Genomic DNA, 21,949 nt, shown 5'->3' on the forward strand with positions numbered 1-21,949 from the left:
CGGGCCGCCGCGCAAGACGCTCAGGCGGCGTGGGCCTCGGGGGCGGCGCGGGAGACCAGCGCCACCGCCTCCCGCAGGGTCGCGAGGTCGGCCTCCGGGCGCATGCCGTGTGTCGAGAGGTGGCGCCGGAAGGCCCGCGCGCCCGGCCGGCCGTTGAACAGGCCGAGCATGTGCCGGGTGACCGCGTGGAGGCGCTCGCCCCGGGCGAGGCACGCGGCGATGTAGGGCTCGAACGCCGCGACCGCCGCGAAGGCGTCGGGGGCCGGCGCCGGCACGCCGAACAGGTCGGGATCGACCCCGAGCAGGAGCGCCGGCTCGGTGTAGGCGGCGCGGCCGACCATGACGCCGTCGACCTCGGCGAGCCGCGCCCGCGCGGAATCCAGGTCGCGCAGGCCGCCGTTGACCGCGATCGGCAGGCCGGGAAGCCGCCGCTTCAGCCGCGCGGCGCGGCCGTAATCGAGGGGCGGCACGTCCCGGTTCTCCTTGGGCGAGAGCCCCTGAAGCCAGGCCTTGCGGGCGTGGACGATCAGCCCGTCGACGCCCGCCGCCACCACGGCGTCGGCCAGGGTGTCGAGCGCCGCCTCGGGGTCCTGGTCGTCGACGCCGATCCGGCACTTCACCGTCACCGGCACGGAGACCGCGGCCTTCATGGCGGCGACGCAGTCGCCGACCAGGGCCGGCTCGCGCATCAGGCAGGCGCCGAAGCGGCCCTCCTGCACCCGGTCCGAGGGGCAGCCGACGTTGAGATTGACCTCGTCGTAGCCGAGATCCGCGGCGATCCGGGCGGCCCGCGCCAGGTCCGCCGGGTCCGAGCCGCCGAGCTGGACCGCCACCGGGTGCTCGATCTCCGCGAAGCCGAGCAGGCGCTCCCGCGGCCCGTGCAGCACCGCGCCGGTCGTCACCATCTCGGTGTAGAGGCGGGCGCGCGCCGAGAGGGACCGGTGGAACGCCCGGCAGTGGCGGTCCGTCCAGTCCATCATCGGGGCGACGGAGAAGCGCCATCCACTGAGAGTTCCGGGTTCTTCCGTTGCGGCAATCACTTGCTGTCGCTCTCGTGCTGTACCTCGGCGATGCCCCATCGGGCGTCGGACTGCTCGGAATCCGGCTGTGGCGTGCCCGCTCGGCCCCGTCCGGTCCCACCGCGGGGGCGCGATGGGGCGCATCGTCGAGTCCGCCGGGAAGCACGGGACGACGGGGTATCACGCCCGGACCGTCGTCAAAAGAGACGGCACGGTCCACCGCGGGGCCCGGACCGTCGACCGGCGCGCCCGCCGCGGCTCTAAACGCGCCGTTAACCAAGATCAGTGATTTCCCAGGTCATTGGTAGCGTCGCGCGGGCTGTACCTGCCGCCGCGCAAGGATGGCACATCATGCGGCTGATCGTCGGCACAGTGATCGTCTTCGCCTGCGTCTTCGGCAGCTACGCGGCGATGGGCGGCCATCTGCTGGTCCTGTGGCAGCCGTTCGAGTTCGTCATCATCCTGGGTGCGGCGATCGGCGCCTTCGTCATCGGCAACACCGGGCCGGTGCTCAAGGCCGTGCCCGCCATGCTGGGCACGCTGATCAAGGGCCCCAAGTACAACCAGCAATCCTATGTCGAACTGCTGGGAATGCAGTATTCGTTGTTCAAGCTCGCGAAGCAGAAGGGTGCGATGGCGCTCGAGCCGCACATCGAGGATCCGGGCGAGTCGACGCTGTTCAACGCCTTCCCGACCTTCGCGGCGAACCACCACGCGGTCGAGTTCGTCTGCGACTACATGCGCATGGTGACGCTGGGCGCCAACAACGTCCACGAGATCGACGCGCTCATGGATGAGGAGCTGGAGACGCACCATCAGGAGCAGGAGCGCGTCGTCTCGGCCATGCAGTCGCTCGCCGACGGGACGCCGGCGCTCGGCATCGTCGCCGCCGTGCTCGGCGTGATCAAGACGATGGGGGCGATCAAGGAGCCGCCGGAGGTGCTGGGACACCTGATCGGCGGCGCGCTCGTCGGCACCTTCTTCGGCGTCTTCGTGGCCTACGGCTTCTTCGGGCCCATGGCGCAGTCGCTCAAGAGCCTCTTCGAGGCCGAGTCCAAGTACTATCTCTCGCTCAAGGCGGGGCTGCTCGCCCACATCGCCGGCCAGCCGCCGGTGATGGCGGTCGAGTTCGCCCGCAAGTCCCTGATGAGCGACGTCCGCCCGACCTTCAACGAAGTGGAAGCGGCGACCGCCGCTCTGCCCGCCCAGAGCTGATCCGACATCCGGGAGGGAGTCCATGGCGACGATCATCATCAAGAAGGTCAAGAAGGCCGCCCACGCCCACCACGGCGGGGCCTGGAAGATCGCCTACGCGGACTTCGTGACCGCCATGATGGCGTTCTTCCTGCTGATGTGGCTGATCAGCATGACGACGCAGGAGCAGAAGATCGGCCTGGCGGAGTACTTCTCGCCGGCGGCTCTGAGCCCTGCGACCAGCGGCGCCGGCGGAATCCTGTACGGGACCGCCCTCGACACGTCCGGCAACAAGCCGTCCACGCCCCGCGACGCGGAGCGGGGCTCCGCCGAGCGGGAGGAGATCACGCGCCCGACCAGCCCGGGGCGCGTCAGCGACGTCGATGCCAGCCGCCCGGTCGCCAACGTGGAGGCCAATTTCAGCGCCATAGCCAGCCTCCGGCAGGCGCTCCAGACGATGCCCGACATCGCCGAACTGTCGAAGAACATCGTGATCGAGCAGACCAAGGAGGGCGTGAACGTCTCCCTCGTGGACCAGGACGGCCGCGCCATGTTCCGCGAGGGGTCCGTCGAGCCCTACGACCGCACCCGTCGCGTGCTGGAGGCCCTCGCGCCCGCCATCCGGCGGCTGCCCAACCGCCTGTCGATCACCGGCTACACGGCCGTCGCGCGCCCGGGCTCGACGCGGGCCGGCGAGCCCTGGAACCTCTCCGCCGGGCGTGCCCTCGCCGTGCGCGAGGTCCTGTCGGGTGCCGGGGTTCCCAACGACAACTTCTCCTCCGTGTCGGGACGCGGCGACACGGAGCCGGTTTTCCCGGACAATCCCTACCTCGCGCCGAACCGGCGGGTGACGATCACGCTGCTCAACGCGAGCCCGCCGGTGCCCCCGAACCTTCTCCGCTGACGCCGGAGCGGCGCGTCGCGTCGGACCGCGACGCGGCGCGCCGTCGATGCCGCCTCACGTCACCGCGGCGCGTCACGCGCTCCGCGCGGGACCGCGCGCCGCCGCGTCGCTTCCGGCGCGCGGTGTCGAGGCGGCGCGGGTGGCCGGCGACCGGGCCGAGCGCCCGCGCCGCGCCGAGGCGGTAGGCTGACGGCGCGGCGGCGCGCGCACGTCGCCCGCGAGCGGCACCGCGATCCCTGAGCCCGCCGCGCTCGGAGCCTCCGGGTTCGAGGCCGCACCGGCGCGATCCGGGTCAGCCCCGGGCATCCTCTCGGCCGGGATGCCGGAAATCGATGTCGCGGTCGGGCCGCGCGCCGCGCGCTCCACGGGGCGCGACAGCGTCCGACGATTTACCGCCGGGACCTGCGCGCAACCCGCCTCCCCCGCCCTGACTCCCGGAAGCGGACCGGCGGCAGTCCGCCCGGAGCAGCCGGTCGAGCGCGGCCGACGGGCGGGCGTGGACGACCGGCGGCTCGCTGACCCGCCGCGTGTCGCGCGGCGTGAACCTCTCGAACGTCGTGTCCCTGCCTAGCCCGCTCCGGCAGCGCGGTGGGCGCGTCCGGCCCGCCGATCGGCGCCCGCGGGCCGTGCGACGGCGGCACGAGACCGTCCGCGACGAGGTCGATCGTCCCGGCCGACCGCTCCGCCGGGAGCGCGATGAAGCATATCTCACATGTGTGGCCGGAATGGAATTATTCCAATGTTCGGCAGATGATCGGCGGGCGCGGCGCCGAAGGGCAGTTGATTCGATCTGCGAGCTTCGCGGTGTAGCTTTATTTATAGTTAGGAATATTTGATATGACGATCGGTAGAAAGATATTTTGTCTTATCAGTAGCATCCTTCTGGCATTCATATCGATCGTGGGCGTCCAGGTCTCGTCCGTCGGCGCGGTGATGATGGAGGGGCGCAAGGCCGCCATCCGCGCCCAGGTCGAGTCGGCGCACGGCATCGTGGCGGCGTTCGCCCGGCAGGCGGAGGCCGGCGCCGTCTCGGCCGACGAGGCGCGGCGGCGCGCGGCGGAGGCGCTGCGGGCCATGCGCTACAACGGCGGCGACTACGTCTTCGTCTACAGCTCGGAGCCGGGCAACATCGGCCGCAACGTCGTGCATCCCGATCCCAAGATCGAGGGCACGCGGTCCCGCGACGACGCGGCGATGAAGAAGACCTTCGTCTGGACGATGATCCAGCACGCCCGGGAGGGCGGCGGCTTCACCGAGTACCGCTGGGCCCGCCTCGGCGAGACCGAGCCCGCCCCGAAGGTCGCCTACTCGCTCGCCTACGAGCCCTGGCAATGGGTCATCAATTCGGCCCTGTACGTGGACGACATCCACGCCCTGGACCGGGCGCGGATGGTCACCACCCTGCTCTGGCTGATCCCCCTCGCGATCGGGATCGGGCTGGTCGGGTTCCTGCTGGCGCGCAGCATCACCCGCCCCCTGAGCGCCTTCACGGCCGCCCTGCGCCGCCTCGCCGGCGGCGCGACGGACGTCGCCATCCCGGGTCTCGGCCGGCGCGACGAGATCGGCCAGATGGCCGAGGCCGCCGGCGTGTTCCGGGACAGCATGATCGAGGCGCGGACCCTGTCGACCGAGCAGCGCGCCGAGCAGGAGCGTCGGCAGGAGCGGGCCCAGTGGATGGAGGCGGTGACCCGCAGCTTCGACACCGAGGCGAGCCAGCTCCTGGCACGGGTCGACACCGCCGCGGCCGGCATGCGGGAGGCCTGTCGGGCGATGGCCGACACCGCCGCGCAGGCGTCGCGGCAGGCCGGCTCGGCCGCCGGGGCGGCGCAGCAGGCCGCCGCCAACGTGCAGACGGTGGCGGCGGCGACCGAGGAGCTGTCCGCCTCGATCGGCGAGATCGGCGGGCAGGTCACCAAGTCGGCCGCGATCGCCGGTCAGGCGGTGAGCGAGGCGGAGCGGACCGACCGGCAGATCCGCGGCCTCGCCGGGGCGGCGGAGCGGATCGGGGAGGTCGTGCGGATCATCTCGGCGATCGCCGAGCAGACCAACCTCCTGGCGCTGAACGCCACGATCGAGGCGGCGCGGGCGGGCGAGTCGGGGCGCGGCTTCGCGGTGGTCGCCGCCGAGGTGAAGGGCTTGGCCGGGCAGACCGCGAAGGCCACGGAGGAGATCACCGCGCAGATCGCGGCGATCCAGGGCGAGACGACGGAGGCGGTCGGCGCGGTCCACTCGATCGGGAGGACCGTCGACACGATGAACGCGATCGCCAGCGCGATCGCGGCGGCGGTCGAGCAGCAGCGGTTCGCCACCGGGCACATCTCTCAGAACATCGACGAGGCCGCCCGGGGGACCGACGCGGTGAGCGCGAACGTGGTCTCGGCCTCGTCGGCGGCGGAGGCGACGCACCGCGTGGCCGGGGAGGTCGGTGCCGCGGCCGGCGACGTCTGCCGCAGCGCCGAGGCCCTGCGCGCCGAGGTGATGCGCTTCCTCGTCGAGATGCGCGCCGCCTGAGCGCGCCGACGCCCCGGACGGGCGCCGCTGGCGCGGGGCACATCCGTGACGTGCGTGGGAGAGGCGCGTCAGAACACCGGCATGGCCCCGGCCACCGTGACGAGCGCGCCCGACGTGTAGCTGCTCTCGTCGGAGGCCAACATCACGTAGGCTGAGGCGAGTTCGGCCGGTTGTCCGGGCCGACCGAACGGAACCTGACTGCCGAAGGATTTCACCGAATCCTGGCTCATCCCGGAGGGGATGAACGGGGTCCAGATCGGCCCGGGCAGCACGCCGTTCACGCGCACGCCCTTCTCGGCGAGGAGCTGGGCCAAGCTGAGCACCATGTTGCTCAGGGCGCCCTTGGTGGCGCTGTAGGCCATGAGCGACGGCATCGGGTGCTTGGAATTCACCGAGGAGGTGAAGATCACCGAGGCGCCGGGCTTGAGATGGGCGAGCGCCGCCTTGGTCACGTAGAACGCGCCGAACACGTTGGTGCGGAAATGGTCCTCGAACACGGCGTCGTCGATCGCGGCGAGGTCCTCGTTCGGCTGCTGGAACGCGCCGTTGTTGACCAGCACGTCGAGGCGCCCGAACGTCTCGACGGTGCGGGCGACGATCTGGCGCCCGTAGGCGGCGTCCTTGAGGTCGCCCGGCAGGAGCAGCGCCCGCCGACCCGCCTTCTCGACCCACTGGGCGACCGCCTCCGCGTCGGCCTGCTCGTCCGGCAGGTAGGAGATGGCGATGTCGGCCCCCTCCCGGGCGAAGGCGATGGCGACCGCGCGGCCGATGCCGGAATCGCCGCCGGTGATCAGCGCGGCCTGGCCGGTCAGCTTGCCCGAGCCCTTGTAGCTCGCCTCGCCGTGGTCGGGTTCGGGCTCCATGCGGCCGGTCTTGCCGGGGAAGCTCTGGGGCTGCGCCGCGAAGGGCGGGCGGGGATACTTGTGCAGCGGATCCGTGGTCACGCGTCGTCTCCGATGGGGATGCCGGTCCAACCGCACGGCATCCCGGGTGTTCCGGTGCCCTGGCGCCGCGCCCCGCCGGCACAGCCCTGTTCGAGGCCGCCCGCCGCCCTTCCCCCCTCGCGGACAACACGAACCCGTGTGCCGGCGAGGGGCCGACACAGGTCAGCAACAGCCGCTCGTCACTCTGGCCGCGAGGAGGTCCCGCCATGATCGACGTTCAGCCGGAGGATCGGGCCGCCCGCGTGATCGACCGGGTCCTGATCTGCGCAGCGATGCTCTCGCTCACCTTCGGACTGGCGACGGGCCTGTGGGGTCTGCTGCAGTGAGCCGGCCCGGTCGCGCGCCCGCGCGGCGGTCCGGACGCGACTACACCGCCGTGACGCTGATCGGAGCGGGACTCACGGTGCTCGCGCTCGCGCTGCTGCTGGTCGGGATCCCGTGAGCGGTCGCCGGCGATGCTGCTGAACCGCGTCCTCGTCGCCGCGCTGGTCGTCGCGGTCGCGGCGTTCCTGCTGTACCTAGCGGCCCTCGCCCGCGCGGCGCTGTCGCCCAACGAGCCCTACGCGGCCAGCATCGGCCTCACCCTCGACCAGTGCGTGGCCGCCCAGGACAGCCTGTCCGCCGAGGCGTCGCGCCTCTACTGCCTCAGGCCCGTCCCGAAGCGCCTGTGACCGGCAAGGATCTCGGCCCGCCGGAGACCCTGCGTGAGTTTTCCTGACACATCGTGTGAGGACATGGTGATTGTCCGCACGGTGCCGGAAACTTACGGTTCGAGGTGCCGGCTGGCTCCGCCACCGCGCTCGATCACAGGAAAACGCACGGAAGACCCGGCATCATGACGGATGACGCGACGATCCGGTCCGGACGCTGCCACTGCGGGGCGGTGCGCTTGGAGGCGGCCCTCGACGACGATCTCGCGTCGATCCGTCGATGCACCTGCTCCTACTGCCGCATGCGCGGCGCCGTCGTCGTCATGGCGCGGCCGGGCGGGGTGAGGATCCTGGAGGGGTCGGAGGCGCTGACGACCTACCGGTTCCATACCGGGGCGGCGCAGCACTTCTTCTGCTCCCGCTGCGGCGTCTACACGCACCATCAGCGGCGGTCGGACCCGAACGTCCACGCCGTCAACGTGGCCTGCCTGGACGGGGTCAGCCCCTTCGACTTTCCGGAGGTCCCGGTGATGGACGGCGTCAATCACACGAACGACACCGGCCAGCCCACGCGGCGCGCCGGCACGCTGCGCTTCGTCTCGGCAGAGTGACGGCCGCGTAGGGCTGCGTGAGGGTCGCGTGACGGCGGCGGACCGTCCGCGGTCGGGGCCCGGTGCGGGATCCCCGATCGGGCCCGGCTCAACCGCTAGTGATCGTGGCCGCAGCCGCAGCCGGGACCGTGCACGTGGCCGTGCTTCTGGTGCCCGTGCTCGTGATCATGGCCGTGATCATGGCTGTGACCGTGGGCATGATCGTGGCCGTGCTTCTCGTGCCCGTGATCGTGGCTGTGCCCATGATCGTGCGCGTGGGCGTGGTCATGCCCGTGGTCATGGCCGTGCTCATGGCCGTGCTCATTCCCGTGGTCGTGATGATGGTGGGCGTGATGGTCGTGCCCGTGATCGTGCCCGCAGGTGCTGTGATCGTGGGCGGCCTGCTCGGGACGGAAGGCACGGGAGACCGGGGTCGCGACGCAGCCCTGCCCGCGCACCAGCTCGGCCGCGGCGGGCGTCGCCGGCACGTAGAGCACGTCCGCGCCGATCTCGGCGTCCACGTGGCTGCCGCCGAGCTGCCAGGCCAGGCGCAGCAGGCGGGCCGGATTCTCGGCGCGCACCTCCAGGAGATCCTCGGCGGCCGCCCGCACCGCGACGAGCCGGCCGTCGTCGAGGCGCAGGGCGTCGCCGTCCTCGAGCGCCGCGGCCTTGGTGAGCGCGACGTCGAAGCCGAGGCCGCCCTCGGCGACCAGGGATCCGGCGACGGCAGCCCGGCCCGCGCGGTCGAGGGTCACCGTGTCGGCGACGCGGTCGGCGCGGACCGCGGCCCGGCGGACGATCGTGGTGGCTGTCGGCATGGGACCCTCGGACATGTGCCGGACTGGTGCCGGGCGTGGTGCCGGATAGGGCGTCGCGGCACCGCGGCCGGAGCGCCTCCGAACGTGGCATAGGGCGAGACGGGAACCGGGCGCAACTCGTCTCGCAACGCGTCTCGCGGCCGATGGAACCTTAGCCGTATGGCCGACATTCCTTTCCTGCTAAGCTCGACCCGATCCGCAACGATCACGGCCACCGGCCGGACCGGATTCACAAGGGAGTTCTGGGGACCATGAAGAAGCTGACGGCCGCCGCCATCGCCACCATCGCCGCCCTCTCGCTCGCCGGCTGCAACACCCCGGAGGACCGGGCTCTGGGCGGCGCCGGCCTCGGCGCCCTGACCGGTGCCGCGATCGGCGCGGCGGCCACCGGCCGCGCGGGCGGTGCCCTGGCGGGTGCCGCGATCGGCGGCGCCGGCGGCGCCATCGTGGGCGCCTCGACCGCGCCGCGCTGCCCCTACGGCACCTATCGCGACGCCTACGGCAACGTGTACTGCCGCTGAGCTGAAGGGGAAGGGCCGGGCGCGTCCCGGCCCTTCCTCGCGGCGTGCGGAGCGGCTATCCCGTCGCTCGGCCGGGCCCGTCCCGGTGCCGGAACCCCGCCGCCGCCGATGACAGAGCCGAGCCGAGGATCAGCGCCGGGACCGGTCGTCCCATGACTCAGGCGACCAAAACTCAGGGCGTCTGGGGCAAGCTCGGCGGCGCGGGATTCGGCCTCGCGATCGGCGGCCCCCTCGGGGCGCTGATCGGCGGGGTCGCCGGTCATTTCCTGCTCGACCGCGTCGGCGCGCCCTTCGGGCGGACGCCGCGCGACGTCGTGTTCACCACCGGACTCGTGGCGCTCGCCGCCAAGATGGCCAAGTCCGACGGCGTCGTGCTGCCCTCGGAGGTCGAGGCGTTCGGCCGGGTCGTGCAGGTGGAGCCGTCCGCGCGGGCGGGCGTCGAGCGCCTGTTCGACCTCGCCAAGAAAACCACGAACGGCTTCGAGGCCTACGCCCAGCAACTGGCGACCACCTTCGGCGACGAGCCGGCCCTCCTCGAGGACGTGCTCGACGGCCTGTTCCAGATCGCCGGCGCCGACGGGGCGCTGCACGAGGCCGAGGAGCGCTACCTGCGCGCGGTCTCGGGCATCTTCGGCTTCGACGAGGCGGCGTTCCGGCGCATCGCCGCCCGCCACGTGCGGTTGCCGGACGATCCCTACGGCGTCCTCGGGCTCGACCGCGAGGCGGACGACGCCGCCGTGAAGGCCCGCCACCGGGCGCTGGTGGCCGAGCACCACCCGGACCGGGCGCTCGCCCGCGGCCTGCCGACGGAGGCGGTGGCCATCGCCACGCGGCGGCTCGCCGCGATCAACGCCGCCTATGACCGGATCGCGCAGGAGCGCGGGCTGCGGTGAGCCTGACCCCCGACAGCCCCCTCGCCCGCCGCGTCGCGCCCTCGCCGAACCACGGCGCCCGCCGCGCGGGGCCGCTCGACATGCTGATCCTGCACTACACCGGGATGGACAGCGGGGCCGCCGCCCTCGCGCGCCTGCGCGACCCGCTGAGCGAGGTCTCGGCGCACTACCTCGTGTTCGAGGATGGCGGGATCGTCCAGATGGTGCCGGAGGCCCGCCGGGCCTGGCACGCCGGCGCCGGCGCCTGGAAGGGCGAGACCGACGTCAATTCCCGGTCGATCGGGATCGAGATCGTGAACCCGGGCCATGCCGGCGGCCTGCCGCCCTACCCGGAGCCCCAGGTCGAGGCGGTGATCGCGCTGGCCCGGGACATCCTCGCCCGCTGGCCGATCCCGCCGGAGCGGGTGCTCGCCCATTCCGACGTCGCGCCCGAGCGCAAGGAGGATCCGGGGGAGATCTTCCCGTGGGACCGTCTGGCGGCGGCGGGGGTGGGGCACCGCGTGCCCCCCGCGCGCCTCCAGGACGGCCGGTTCTTCGCGCGGGGCGATGCCGGCCAGCCCGTCGAGGCGCTGCAGGCGATGTTCGCGCTCTACGGCTACGACCTGCCGGTGACCGGTCTGTTCGACGCGCGCACCCACGCGGTGGTCACCGCGTTCCAGCGCCATTTCCGCCCGGCGCGGGTGGACGGCGTGGCCGACGCCTCCACCATCACCACCCTGCGCGACCTGATCGCGGCGCTGCCGCCGGCCTGAGGGCCAGGCGCCCGCCGGGCCCCCTCAGGCGCGGTGGGCCCGGGCCTCGCGGGGGTGTCCGGCCTCCGGGGCCGGCGCGACCGGCGCGTCGGTCCGGGTCCGCCAGAGGCTGTAGAAGACGCCGGCCGCCAGCAGCGTCAGGGTCACCACCAGGGAGACCCAGGGCTGCACGTGGATGAGCCCGAACGTGTCAGCGACCACGATCTTGGCGCCGATGAAGATCAGGATGAAGGCCAGCGCCGTCTTCAGGTAGGCGAACCGGTCGACCATCGCGGCGAGCGCGAAGTAGAGGGCGCGCAGGCCCAGGATCGCGAAGATGTTGGAGGTGTAGACCACGAACGTGTCGGTGGTGATCGCGAAGATCGCCGGCACGCTGTCGACCGCGAAGATCACGTCGGCGCCGTTCACCAGCACCAGGGCGAGCGCCAGCGGGGTGAAGTACAGGGCGACCTTGCCGGTCCTCGGGTCGGTCTTGCGCACGGTGAAGCGCTGGCCGTGCAGGTCGGGCGTGACCCGGAAGGTCGTCTTGAACCAGCGCACGACGGCGCTGTTCTGGAAGTCGCCTTCCTCCTCGTCGCCCGAGAGCAGGATCTTCAGGCCGGCGTAGATCAGGAAGGCGGCGAACAGGGAGAGCACCCAGTGCACCTCGTGCACCAGGGCGGCGCCGAGCCCGATCATCAGCCCGCGCAGCACCACGGCCGCCAGGATGCCCCAGAGGAGAACCCGGTGCTGGGCCGCCCGCGGGATGCCCAGGGCCGTGAGGATCATGGCGATGACGAAGACGTTGTCCATCGACAGCGACTTCTCGACCACGAGGCCGGTGACGTACTCCTCGGCGGAAGACGGCCCGAGATACCACCAGATCCAGCCGCCGAAGGCGAGGCCGAGGGCGAGGTAGAAGCCAGTGAGAGCCAAGCTCTCCCGGACGCCGATCTCGTGCTCCTTGTCGCGGTGGAGGAGCCCGAGGTCGAAGGCGAGCAGGCAGGCGATCAGGACGTGGAACCCGAGCCACATCCACAACGGCTTGCCGAGCCATTCGACGGTGAGGACGTCCATCATGTGCGGGGACCTGATGCTGATTCCAGATGGAAAGCATCGGCTCCGACATCACGGGCGCTGAGGAGCGCCCGCCAGAGGGGCCCGCAGCCGATGGGGCCGACGTAAGCGGTGATCCGGGCGAATCAAGGGCAGAGCGCCCGGCCGGCGCGCGGTCCGGTGACGCTGTCCGCTCCCCGTGGCCCCGCCGCGACGCGGGCGCGCGCGTCGGGGCGGCCTCCTGTCCTGGAACAGGAGCGCGCGCGGGGTGAGGGACCGCGTCCGGTTCCGCGCCGCCGTCAGGCGGAGGCGTCCGGCGTCTCGGCGGCCATCTTGGGGGATGTGCGCTCGCGCAGGGGCCGCTCCTCCATCAGCGCCAGGAACGTGAAGGCTCCGAGCAGGCCGAGGCAGGCGGCCAGGAAGACGTGGCGGAAGGTTAGGGCGAGCTGGGCCGGGTCCGCGCCGCGGATTAGGCTCTCCACGTCGTGGGCCCCTCCCCCCGCCCCGCCCGCGGCGCCGCCGAGCACGATCGTGCCGAAGGCCGCCACGATCAGCGCCCCGCCGAGGGAGCGGAAGAAGTTCATCGCGGCGGTGGCGATGCCGAGCTGGTGCGTCTCCACCGCGTTCTGGATCGAGATGGTCGAGAGCGGCAGGATCGTCCCGATCCCCATGGAGAGCAGCGCGAACAGCACCTCCATGAGCCAGAAGGGCAGCGCCCGGCCCTGCCAGGCGATGGTGGCGCAGCAGGCGAGGCTGACGCACATCATCGCCAGGGGCACGCGCTTGTAGTGCCGGAAATGGAGCATCGACCGGCCCGACAGGGTCGCACCCGTGACGGTGCCGATCATCAGCGGCACCAGGGCCACTCCGGACTCGCTCGCCGAGAGCCCGATCACCCCTTCGAGGAAGATCGGCACGTAGATGGTGAGCCCGATGAAGGTGCCCATGGCGAAGCACGCCGCCAGCGTCGCGCTGTAGACCACCCGGTCCTTGAGCACCTCCGTGGGGATCAGCGGCTCGGCCGCCGTGGCGAGCCGCGCCGCGAAGCCGCCGCCCAGCACGGCCGCCCCGGCCAGGAGGGCGAGGACCGGCGCCGAGTCCCAGGGATAGCGCACCCCGCCCCAGCTCAGGGCCAGCAGGAGGGTGACGGAGCCCGCCACCATCAGGGCGGCGCCGGGATAGTCCAGCCGGTGGCGGCGCTCGTGGCGGGGCAGGCGCTTGAGGTTGGCGTTGGTGAGCGCGAAGGCGAGGACGCCGATCGGCAGGTTGATCCAGAAGATCAGGGACCAGTGCAGGTGCTGGGCGAAGAGGCCGCCGAGCAGCGGCCCCGCCACCGAGGCCGTCACGAACACGCCCGCGATCACCACCTGGTAGCGCGCCCGCTCCTTGGGCGACATGATGTCGGCCAGGATGGTCTGCGCCAGGGCGATCAGACCGCCGCCGCCGACACCCTGGAGACCCCGGGCGAGCGCCAGCGCCACCATCGTGGGCGCGAGCGCGCAGGCGAGCGAGCCGACCACGAAGGTCGCGATGGCGATCAGCAGCATGACCCGCCGGCCGTGGATGTCGCTGAGCTTGCCGTAGAGCGGGGTCACCGCCGTGGAGGCCAGCAGGTAGGCGGTGACGATCCAGGGCAGGTTCGCGGCGTCGCCGAGGTCGAGGCCGATGGTCGGCATGGCGGTCGCCACGATGGTCTGGTCGAGGGCCGCGAGCAGCATCGCGGTCATCAGCCCGTAGACGATGGCGCGGATCTCGCCGGGGCTGAGCGCGGCCTGCGGGGCGGGCCGCGCCTGGGCCTGCGGCTGGATCTCGGTGACGGCGACGGGACTGGCCACGTGTCTGAGAGCCTCTGATCCGGACCGTGCCGGCCGACCGTCCGGGACGGACGGGGCCTGGGGCGGCATGAGGGGGGCGCGGGCGGGCCGCGGTCGCGGGCCTGTGCACCGGTAACCGCGGCGCCCGGGATCGGGAAGAACGTGCGTTCGGGCGTGTCCGTTTCCTAGCGCAACGCTGGAGGCCGGCCCATGGCGCCCGGCGCCGATCCGACCTTCGCCCTTGACAGAGGGGGCCGGGCTGTCGCTCTCCCGCCCCATGCCGGATGACAGGGACGCAATCGCCATCGTGGGCGGGGGGCCCGCCGGGCTCGCCGCGGCCGAGGTGCTGGGCGAGGCTGGCCGCGCGGTCACGGTCTACGAGCGCATGCCGTCGGTCGCCCGCAAGCTGCTGATCGCCGGGCGCGGCGGCCTCAACATCACCCACAGCGAGGCGCGGGCGGAGTTCCTCGCCCGCTACCATCCGCGCGGCGCCCTCGACGCGGCGATCGCGGCCTTCCCGCCCGACGCGCTCAGGGCGTGGTGCGGGGATCTCGGCGAGCCGACCTTCGTCGGCTCGAGCGGGCGCGTCTTCCCGCGCAGCTTCAAGGCCTCGCCCCTGCTGCGGGCGTGGCTGGCGCGGCTCGACCGCCTCGGCGTCCGGATCCGGACCCGCCACCGGCTCACGGGGATCGCCGGGGGCCTGCGCTTCGAGACCCCGGACGGTCCCCTGGACATCCGGCCGCGCGCCACCCTGCTGGCGCTGGGCGGGGCGAGCTGGCCGCGCCTCGGCTCGGACGGGCGCTGGGTGCCGCTCCTCGAGGGGCTCGGCGTGGCGGTGTCGCCCCTGCGTCCGGCCAATGCCGGCTTCGCGGCGGCGTGGTCCGACCTGTTCCGGGAGCGGTTCTCCGGCGCGCCGCTGAAGCGGGTGGCGCTCACCTGCGCGGGCACCACGGTGCGGGGCGAGGCCGTGATCACGGAGGCCGGCCTCGAGGGCGGGGCGGTCTACGCCCTCTCGCGCGCCCTGCGCGAGGCGATCGCGGCCGGGGGCAGCGCCCGGCTCGTCGTGGATCTCCGCCCGGACCTGACCCGGGACGCCCTCGCCCGCCGCCTGTGCGGCGCCCGGCCGGGCGACTCGGCCGCGACCCGGCTGCGCAAGGCCGCGGGCCTCGCGCCCGCGGCGGCGGGGCTGCTGCGCGAGGCGGCCGGCACCGCCCTCCCGGCGGAGCCCGGGGCCCTCGCCGGGCTGATCAAGGCGGCGCCCATCACCCTCACCGCCTCCGCGCCGATCGAGCGGGCGATCTCGACGGCGGGCGGCGTCCGGCTCGACGCGCTGGACGGGCGGTCCATGCTGCGCGCCCATCCCGGCCTGTTCCTGGCCGGCGAGATGCTCGACTGGGAGGCGCCGACCGGCGGCTACCTCCTCCAGGGCGCCTTCGCGGGCGGCCGGTCGGCCGCCGCCGGGATGCTCGACTGGCTGCGCGAGAGCGGCGGCTGACCCGCCCGGTTCACGGCCGCGTGCAGAACCCGACGATGCCGGTCGCCTCCGCCGGGCAACTGGCGCCCTCCCCGTCGTAGGTCGGCGCGCCGCCCTTGAGGCAGTGGGCCGTGACCAGCATCTCCCCGGTCCCGCAGGTGATCGTGCAGCCTCCCGGGCAGTCGGACTTGCGCACGGGCCGCAGGCTGGCGGCCTCGCCCTTCGGGCCCGGGCCGCCCTGCGGCCCGATCGGCCCCCGCGAGCCCGGTGCGCCCGGCGGGCCCGAGGCTCCCGTGTCGCCCTTCGGGCCCGGTGCGCCCTGCGGGCCGGCCGCGCCCGTGGCACCGGGCTCCCCCTTCGGGCCGGGCTCGCCCTGGGGACCCGTATCGCCCTTGAGGCCCTGATCCCCCTTGGGGCCGGTCTCGCCCTTGGCCCCCGTCTCGCCGGGCGGTCCCGCCGCACCCTGGGGACCGGGCGGTCCGGGCGGACCCTCGGGCGCGCAGTTCGCCACGACCGCCTCGCGCTCGTCCGGCTCCGCCTTCAGCGTCACCACGCAGGTCGAGGGCCGGTAGGGCAGCCGGAAGGTGAACCGGCCGCGCCGGTCGGCCTGGATCGAGATGTCGTCGTCCAGCACCACGATCGCGCCGGGCTTGCGCACGGAGCCCGAGATCCTCAGGTCGCCGGCCTCGATCCGCGCGTCGTAGACCATGATCGGCTGGCTCGGGGCCTGCGCGTGGCGGACCCGCGGACGGGCCGGGCGCGCCCGCCCCGTCGCGGGGGCGGACGCGGCCGGATCCGGGGCGGCGGCACCCGGCGGATCCGCCTGCTGGCCGAGCGCCGCGCCCGGCAGGGCGAGCAGGAGCGTCAGGGTGAGGGCTGAGCTGAGGGCTGAGCGCATGCGCGGTCCGGTTCGGCCGCGTCACGCGCGCGGCGTCCGGACATTGGTCTCGCCCTGCGATTGCGGTCAACCGCGACCTCGGACGCCGCGGGGGCGGCCGATTCCACAGGCGTCCACAGCCGTCCACAGGCCAAGCCGCTGCCGCCACGCGCGATTCCGGGACCCCGCGGAAACCGTTTGTGCATGTTCCTGTTATGTTCCTATCGTCCAGCATGACCGGAGCCGATGGAGATGGGGCTGGACCCTGCCGACGAGACCGAGGCGGCGATCGCGCGGGACGATCCCCGGGCCCGGCTGGCGGTCCTGCGGGCGCGCCTCGCGCCGCCGGATCGCGGCCGGGATCCGGTCCCGGTCCTGCCGCTGGGCGTTCCGGATCTCGACGCGCACCTGCCGGGCGGCGGTCTCGCCCTCGGGCCGCCCCACGAGATCGCGCCGGCCGAGCCCGCGGACGCGATCGCGGCCCTGGGCTTCGCCCTGGCGCTCTGCGCCCGCCAGCTCGCCCGGGAGCCGGGGGAAGCGCTGATCGCCGCCGCGCCCGGCGAGCCCCTGCCCTACGGGCACGGCCTCGCCGGCCTCGGCCTCGACCCCGGCCGCCTGCTGCTGCTGGAAGCCGGCAGCGACGCGGAGGTGTTCCGCGCCCTGGAGGCGGCCCTGCACGCGCGGGCGCTCACGGCCCTGATCGGCCTCCTGCGGGACGGGCTGCCGCTGAAGCCGGGCCGGCGCCTGCAGCTCGCCGCGGAAGGGCCGGCGCCGCCGCTGCTGCTGATCCTGCGGCCGGCGCCGGCCGGTCTGCCCAACGGGGCCGCCACGCGCTGGCGGATCGCCGCCGCGCCGGCGGCGCGGGACCGGTTCGGGACCCTGGACAGGCCGCGCTGGCGGGCGCGGCTCGAGCGCTGCCGCAACGGGCGGGGCGGCGACTGGCTTCTGGAGTGGGACCATGCCGCGCATCGTCTGCATCTGCCTGAGCCACTGGCCGGTGACGCGGCTGCGGCGGGCCGGTCTCGCGCCTGAGCGCGGCCCCCTCGCGGTGGCGGCCGAGGGGGCCGGCGGGCTGCGGCTCGTGGCCCTCGACCCGGAGGCCCGCGCCCTCGGCCTCCGGGTCGGCGAGCCCCTCGGCCGGGTCCGGGCGCGGATCGGCGTGCCGCTCCAGGTCTACCCGGCCGACCCGGAGGCCGACCGGGACGCCCTGCTGCGGCTGTGCCGCTGGGCGAGCGGCTACGCGCCCCACGTGGCCCCGTTCGGGCCGGGCGAGGCGGCGGACGGGCTCTACATCGACGTCGCCGGCGCGAGCCACCTGCGCGGCGGCGAGGCGAACCTCGTCGCGGACTTGGCCGCCCGGCTCGCGCGGAGCCGCGTACCGGCGGGGATCGCGCTGGCCGACACGCCCGGCGCCGCCTTCGCGCTGGCGCGGCAGGGCGGGCCCGATCCGGTCGTGGTGCCGCCGGGCGGGGCCTCGCAGGCCCTGCGGGCCCTCCCGGTGGACGCCCTGCGCCTCGATCCCGGCACGGTCGCGGGCCTGAAGCGGCTCGGCCTGCGCCGGATCGGCGAACTCGACGCCCTGCCCCGGGGGCCCCTCGCCCGCCGCTTCGGCGCGGCGCTGCTGCTGCGCCTCGACCAAGCCCTGGGCCGCCGGCCCGAGCCGCTGGCGCCCCTGACGGAGGCGGCCGCCTACGCCGCCGCCCGCGGCTTCCTCGACCCGATCGGGCGGCAGTCGGACATCGTTCGGACCGCCCGGGACCTGATGGCGGAGACCGCGCCGCGGCTGGAGCGGGACGGGCTCGGCGCCTGCGCCCTGCGCCTCGGCCTGCACCGGGTCGACGGCGCCCTGCGGGTGATCGATCTCGGCCTGTCCCGCCCCGAGCGCGATCCTGAGCGGGTCGCGGCCCTCGTCGCCCTGCGCCTCGACCGGCTGGGCCCCGCCCTCGACGCCGGCTTCGGCTTCGAGACGGTGGCGCTCGCCGTGACGGTGACCGGCCCCATGCCGGCCCGCCAGACGGATCTCGGCGCGGCGGCCCCGGGCGACGGGATCGGGTTCCTGGCCGACGCCCTGGCGCAGCGCCTCGGGCGGGCGCTCCTGCGGCTCGAGCCGCGGGCGAGCCACCTGCCGGAGCGGGCCGACCGGGACCGGGTCTGGGTTGCCGGAATGGGGCACGGACCGTCGACCGATCGAGGCGTCAGCCGGCCACGGGCGCCTCTCCCGCCCCCCGCTCCCGAACGGCAGCGTGGGCCGGATGCGCTCCTTCAGCGTCGGCGTTCAACCGTGATGGCTGCGCCTTCCGACCCAGCGGCGGAAGAGGAGGCGCGCACCGGCGCGTCCCCCTGGCCCGACCACCTCCCGCCCCGCCCCCTGGTGATCTTCCCCCGCGGCGAGGCCGCCCTCGACGTGCTCTCGACCGTCCCGGAGGGGCCGCCCCGGCGCTTCCGCTGGCGCGCCCGGGTCCACCGCGTCGCCCATGCCGAGGGGCCGGAGCGGATCGCCGCCGAATGGTGGCGCGCGCCCGGCGCGGATCGCGATTACTACCGCATCGAGTGCGAGGCCGGGCACCGGCTCTGGCTCTACCGCGACGGCCCGCACGCCCCTGATCGCCCGGCCGCGTGGTACGTCCACGGGCTCTTCGCGTGAGCGGCCCCGCCTACGCCGAGCTCGCCGTCACCACGAACTTCTCCTTCCTGCACGGCGCCTCCCATCCGCAGGACTTCGTCGTGCAGGCGGCGTCCTACGGCCTCGCGGCCATCGGCATCGCCGACCGCAACACCGTGGCCGGCGTGGTCCGGGCGCACGCGGCGGCGCTGGCGCTCGACCAGGAAGGCACACCGATCCGGATCCTGCCGGGGGTGCGCCTCGTCACCGAGGAGGGGTTCGAAGCCGTCACCTACCCGATGGACCGGGGCGCCTGGGGGCGCCTCTGCCGGCTGCTCACCCTGGGCAACCGGCGCGTCCGCAAGGGCGCGTGCCGCTTCTCCTTCGCCGAGATGGTGGAGGCCGCCGAGGGGCAGATGTTCATCGCGATGCCGCCGGCCCGGCGCCTGCCGGAGGGGTTCCGGGCGCGGCTGGAGGCGCTGGCCGCCGCCGCCCCGGGCCGGACCTTTCTGGGGGCGAGCCACACGCGCCGCGGCGACGAGCGGCGGCGCCTCGGGCTGCTCGCCGAGCTGGGCGCGGCCTCCGGCGCCCCGATGGTCGCGGTCTCGGACGCGCTCTACCACCATCCCGAGCGACGCCCGCTGCAGGACGTGGTCACCTGCATCCGCCAAGGCTGCCGGATCGAGGACGCCGGCTACCGGCTGGAGGCCAATGCCGAGCGCCACCTGAAGCCCGCCGCCGAGATGGCGCGGCTGTTCTCCGACCACCCGGAGGCGCTGGCCCGCACCGTCGAGATCGCGCAGGCCTGCGAGTTCAACCTGTCGCAGCTGCACTACGAGTATCCCGACGAGCCGGTGCCCCCCGGGCGCACGCCGCAGGAATACCTGGAGGAGAAGACCTGGGAACGGGCGCGCTGGCGCTACGGCGGCGAGGTCCCGGACGGCGTCGCGGCGACGCTGCGCGAGGAGCTGCGGCTCATCGCCAAGATGAAATACGCCCGCTACTTCCTGACCCTGTTCGACGTGGTCGAGTTCGCTCGCGGCCGGGGCATCCTCTGCCAGGGCCGCGGCTCGGCGGCCAATTCCGCCGTGTGCTTCTGCCTCGGCATCACCGCGGTGGACCCGTCGAAGCACCGGCTGCTCTTCGCCCGCTTCATCTCGGAGAACCGCGGCGAGCCCCCCGACATCGACGTCGACTTCGAGCACGAGCGCCGCGAGGAGGTGATCCAGCACCTCTACGCCCGCTACGGCCGGGAGCGCGCCGCCCTCTGCGCCACGGTGATCCACTACCGGCCCCGCATGGCGATCCGCGAGGTCGGCAAGGTCCTGGGCCTGACCGAGGACGTGACCGCGGCGATCGCCGACACGGTCTGGGGCTCCTGGGGCACCGGCATGCCGGACCAGCACGTGCGCGAGGCCGGGCTCGACCCGGAGAACCCGGCGATCCGGCAGGCGCTCGACCTCGCCCACCAGCTGATCGGCTTCCCCCGCCACCTGTCGCAGCATGTCGGCGGCTTCGTGCTGACCCGCGGCCGCCTCGACGAGACCGTGCCGGTGGGCAACGGCGCCATGGCGGACCGCACCTTCATCGAGTGGGACAAGGACGACATCGACGCGATCGGCCTGATGAAGGTCGACGTGCTGGCGCTCGGCATGCTGACCTGCCTCAAGCGCGGCCTCGATTTCTTGGAGAAGGATCACGGCACCTTCTACGAGACGCTGGCCGACCTGCCGCAGGACGATCCCGCGACCTACGCGATGCTGACGAAGGCCGATTCCGTCGGCGTGTTCCAGGTCGAGAGCCGGGCGCAGATGTCGATGCTGCCGCGCCTTAAGCCCAGGGAGTTCTACGACCTCGTGGTGCAGGTCGCGATCGTGCGCCCCGGCCCGATCCAGGGCGACATGGTCCATCCCTACCTGCGGCGACGCTCCGGGATCGACCCGGTCGAGTACCCGGCCCCGCACCCGGATCACGGCCCGGCGGACGAGCTGAAGGAGGTCCTGCAGAAGACCTACGGCGTGCCGCTGTTCCAGGAGCACGCCATGCAGATCGCCATCACGGCGGCGGGCTTCACCCCGGCCGAGGCCGACGGGCTGCGCCGGGCGATGGCGACCTTCCGCCACGTCGGGTCGATCGGCGGCTTCGCGGACAAGTTCGTGGGCGGCATGACCCGCCGGGGCTACCCGCAGGACTTCGCCGAGCGCTGCTTCGCGCAGATCCGGGGCTTCTCGACCTACGGCTTCCCGGAGAGCCACGCGGCGAGCTTCGCGCTCCTCGTCTACGCCTCGGCCTGGATGAAGTGCCGGCACCCCGACGTCTTCCTGGCCGCGATCCTCAACGCCCAGCCCATGGGCTTCTACCAGCCGGCCCAGCTGGTGCGCGACGCCCGGGCCCACGGGGTCGAGGTGCGGGGCGTCTGCGTCAACGCCAGCGACTGGGACTGCACCCTGGAGCCGGCCGGGGATCCGGCGCTGCACGCCGTGCGGATCGGTCTGCGCGTCGTGCGCGGCCTGCCCGAGGCCGCGATGCGCCGGCTCGTGCGGCTGCGCGCCAACGGCTACGCCAGCATCGAGGGCCTGCAGGCGTCCCTCGCCCTGCCCCGCAACGCCCTGGAGCGGCTGGCGGAGGCGGACGCGTTCCGCTCGCTCGGCCTCGACCGGCGCGCCGCCCTGTGGATGGTCCGCACCCTGGAAGGGACGTCATCCCGCAAGGCCGCCAAGGCCGATGCGAGCGAGCGCCGCGCCCATCTTCTCGACGCACCCCTGCCGCTCTTCGCGTGGCACGCCGATGACGGCCTGTTCCGGCACGAGCCGGCGGTGGACCTTCAGCCCCTGGCCCCGTCCGAGGCCGTGGCCGAGGATTACGCCGCCACCGGCCTGTCGCTCCAGGGGCACCCGGTCGCGTTCTTCCGGGGGCGGCTCGCCCGGATCGGCGCGATTCCGGCCCGGGCCCATCTCGATCCGGCGCTGCCCCAGGGGGCGCGGGTCACGGTGGCAGGGCTCGTGCTGATCCGCCAGCGGCCCGGCACCGCCAAGGGCGTGGTCTTCCTGACGCTGGAGGACGAGACCGGTATCGCCAACGTGATCGTCTGGAAGACCGTGTTCGAGGCGAACCGCCGGATCGCCATGCAGGCGCGGTTCCTCGCCGTGCGCGGCCGGATCCAGCGGGCGGACGGGGTGGTCCACCTCGTGGCGGAGGGGTTTCGCGACCTCACCGCTGCCCTGCGCGATCTGCGCGAGGCCGGCATGAAGCTGCCGCCCGAGAACACGGATTTCGGCGTGCCCCCGGACCGGCGCGTGTTCCCCAGCCGGGATTTCCACTGAGGCCGGCACTTCGACCAGCCCCTCGACC

18 protein-coding genes are annotated in these 21,949 nt (G+C 73.7%); 12 read left to right on the forward strand and 6 right to left on the reverse strand.

Translation table 11 applies throughout. The annotated features are described in order from the left end of the window. Positions 1-20: 20 nt before the first annotated feature. Entirely contained in the window at positions 21-1,079 is a 1,059-nt protein-coding gene (dusA, locus tag C4T42_RS10050; RefSeq protein WP_081636460.1) for a tRNA dihydrouridine(20/20a) synthase DusA, read from the reverse strand. Positions 1,080-1,370: 291 nt separating this feature from the next. On the opposite strand from dusA, the gene motA reads away from it, so the two are divergent. From motA to C4T42_RS10065, 3 genes are all read left to right on the forward strand, one after another. Then, positions 1,371-2,234 (forward strand): flagellar motor stator protein MotA, encoded by an 864-nt coding sequence (gene motA / locus C4T42_RS10055; RefSeq protein ID WP_020092314.1) that lies wholly within the window; start codon positions 1,371-1,373, stop codon positions 2,232-2,234. A 22-nt stretch (positions 2,235-2,256) separates the two neighbouring features. Beyond that, positions 2,257-3,117 carry a flagellar motor protein MotB gene (locus C4T42_RS10060; protein WP_020092313.1) on the forward strand — a complete coding sequence of 287 codons (861 nt, stop codon included), beginning with the start codon at positions 2,257-2,259 and terminating at the stop codon, positions 3,115-3,117. Between the two features lie 900 nt (positions 3,118-4,017). Next, a complete protein-coding gene (locus C4T42_RS10065) occupies positions 4,018-5,628 on the forward strand; it encodes a cache domain-containing protein (protein WP_234082880.1) in 1,611 nt (536 codons plus the stop codon). Between the two features lie 68 nt (positions 5,629-5,696). On the opposite strand, the gene C4T42_RS10070 is transcribed toward C4T42_RS10065, so the two are convergent. Next, entirely contained in the window at positions 5,697-6,572 is an 876-nt protein-coding gene (locus C4T42_RS10070; RefSeq protein WP_020092289.1) for an SDR family oxidoreductase, read from the reverse strand. 455 nt (positions 6,573-7,027) lie between these two features. Between C4T42_RS10070 and C4T42_RS10075 the strand changes: the two genes are divergently transcribed. Both C4T42_RS10075 and C4T42_RS10080 read left to right on the forward strand, forming a co-directional pair. Then, the gene (locus C4T42_RS10075; protein ID WP_020092286.1) at positions 7,028-7,243 is read left to right on the forward strand and encodes a hypothetical protein; all 216 of its coding nucleotides are present in this window, start codon (positions 7,028-7,030) and stop codon (positions 7,241-7,243) included. A gap of 164 nt (positions 7,244-7,407) precedes the next feature. Continuing rightward, positions 7,408-7,833: a GFA family protein gene (locus C4T42_RS10080; RefSeq protein ID WP_020092285.1), complete on the forward strand. Its 426-nt coding sequence runs from the start codon at positions 7,408-7,410 to the stop codon at positions 7,831-7,833. Positions 7,834-7,928: 95 nt separating this feature from the next. Here C4T42_RS10080 and C4T42_RS10085 read toward each other — a convergent pair whose 3' ends face one another. Continuing rightward, a complete protein-coding gene (locus tag C4T42_RS10085) occupies positions 7,929-8,630 on the reverse strand; it encodes an urease accessory protein UreE (RefSeq protein WP_020092284.1) in 702 nt (233 codons plus the stop codon). Between the two features lie 251 nt (positions 8,631-8,881). Here C4T42_RS10085 and C4T42_RS10090 point away from each other — a divergent pair, with 251 nt between their 5' ends. From C4T42_RS10090 to C4T42_RS10100, 3 genes are all read left to right on the forward strand, one after another. Next, positions 8,882-9,151, forward strand: coding sequence for a hypothetical protein (locus tag C4T42_RS10090; protein WP_012318984.1), 270 nt, complete (start codon positions 8,882-8,884; stop codon positions 9,149-9,151). 152 nt (positions 9,152-9,303) lie between these two features. Continuing rightward, on the forward strand, positions 9,304-10,044 hold the full coding sequence (locus C4T42_RS10095; RefSeq protein WP_020092283.1) for a TerB family tellurite resistance protein: 741 nt from the start codon (positions 9,304-9,306) through the stop codon (positions 10,042-10,044). Beyond that, entirely contained in the window at positions 10,041-10,796 is a 756-nt protein-coding gene (locus C4T42_RS10100; protein WP_020092282.1) for an N-acetylmuramoyl-L-alanine amidase, read from the forward strand. Before C4T42_RS10095 ends, C4T42_RS10100 begins: the two co-directional genes overlap by 4 nt. A 24-nt stretch (positions 10,797-10,820) precedes the next feature. On the opposite strand, the gene C4T42_RS10105 is transcribed toward C4T42_RS10100, so the two are convergent. Next, positions 10,821-11,855: a TerC family protein gene (locus tag C4T42_RS10105; RefSeq protein WP_020092281.1), complete on the reverse strand. Its 1,035-nt coding sequence runs from the start codon at positions 11,853-11,855 to the stop codon at positions 10,821-10,823. Between the two features lie 275 nt (positions 11,856-12,130). Beyond that, complete coding sequence (locus tag C4T42_RS10110) at positions 12,131-13,666, reverse strand: MDR family MFS transporter (RefSeq protein ID WP_020092280.1); 1,536 nt, start codon at positions 13,664-13,666, stop codon at positions 12,131-12,133. A gap of 256 nt (positions 13,667-13,922) precedes the next feature. On the opposite strand from C4T42_RS10110, the gene C4T42_RS10115 reads away from it, so the two are divergent. After that, positions 13,923-15,140 carry a TIGR03862 family flavoprotein gene (locus C4T42_RS10115; protein WP_026604790.1) on the forward strand — a complete coding sequence of 406 codons (1,218 nt, stop codon included), beginning with the start codon at positions 13,923-13,925 and terminating at the stop codon, positions 15,138-15,140. Between the two features lie 10 nt (positions 15,141-15,150). On the opposite strand, the gene C4T42_RS10120 is transcribed toward C4T42_RS10115, so the two are convergent. Further along, entirely contained in the window at positions 15,151-16,017 is an 867-nt protein-coding gene (locus C4T42_RS10120; RefSeq protein ID WP_020092278.1) for a collagen-like protein, read from the reverse strand. Positions 16,018-16,248: 231 nt separating this feature from the next. Between C4T42_RS10120 and C4T42_RS10125 the strand changes: the two genes are divergently transcribed. From C4T42_RS10125 to C4T42_RS10135, 3 genes are read left to right on the forward strand one after another with little or no spacing between them, the layout of a single operon-like run. Further along, entirely contained in the window at positions 16,249-17,028 is a 780-nt protein-coding gene (locus C4T42_RS10125; RefSeq protein ID WP_103985094.1) for an ImuA protein, read from the forward strand. Continuing rightward, positions 16,955-18,640, forward strand: a complete 1,686-nt coding sequence (locus C4T42_RS10130) for a DNA polymerase Y family protein (RefSeq protein ID WP_020092276.1) — start codon at positions 16,955-16,957, stop codon at positions 18,638-18,640. Before C4T42_RS10125 ends, C4T42_RS10130 begins: the two co-directional genes overlap by 74 nt. Then, on the forward strand, positions 18,637-21,921 hold the full coding sequence (locus tag C4T42_RS10135; protein ID WP_020092275.1) for an error-prone DNA polymerase: 3,285 nt from the start codon (positions 18,637-18,639) through the stop codon (positions 21,919-21,921). The genes C4T42_RS10130 and C4T42_RS10135 overlap by 4 nt, the downstream gene beginning before the upstream one ends. The last annotated feature ends 28 nt before the right edge of the window (positions 21,922-21,949 follow it).

Origin of the sequence: Methylobacterium sp. 190mf (assembly GCF_900107945.1) — a bacterium.
Classification (GTDB): domain Bacteria; phylum Pseudomonadota; class Alphaproteobacteria; order Rhizobiales; family Beijerinckiaceae; genus Methylobacterium.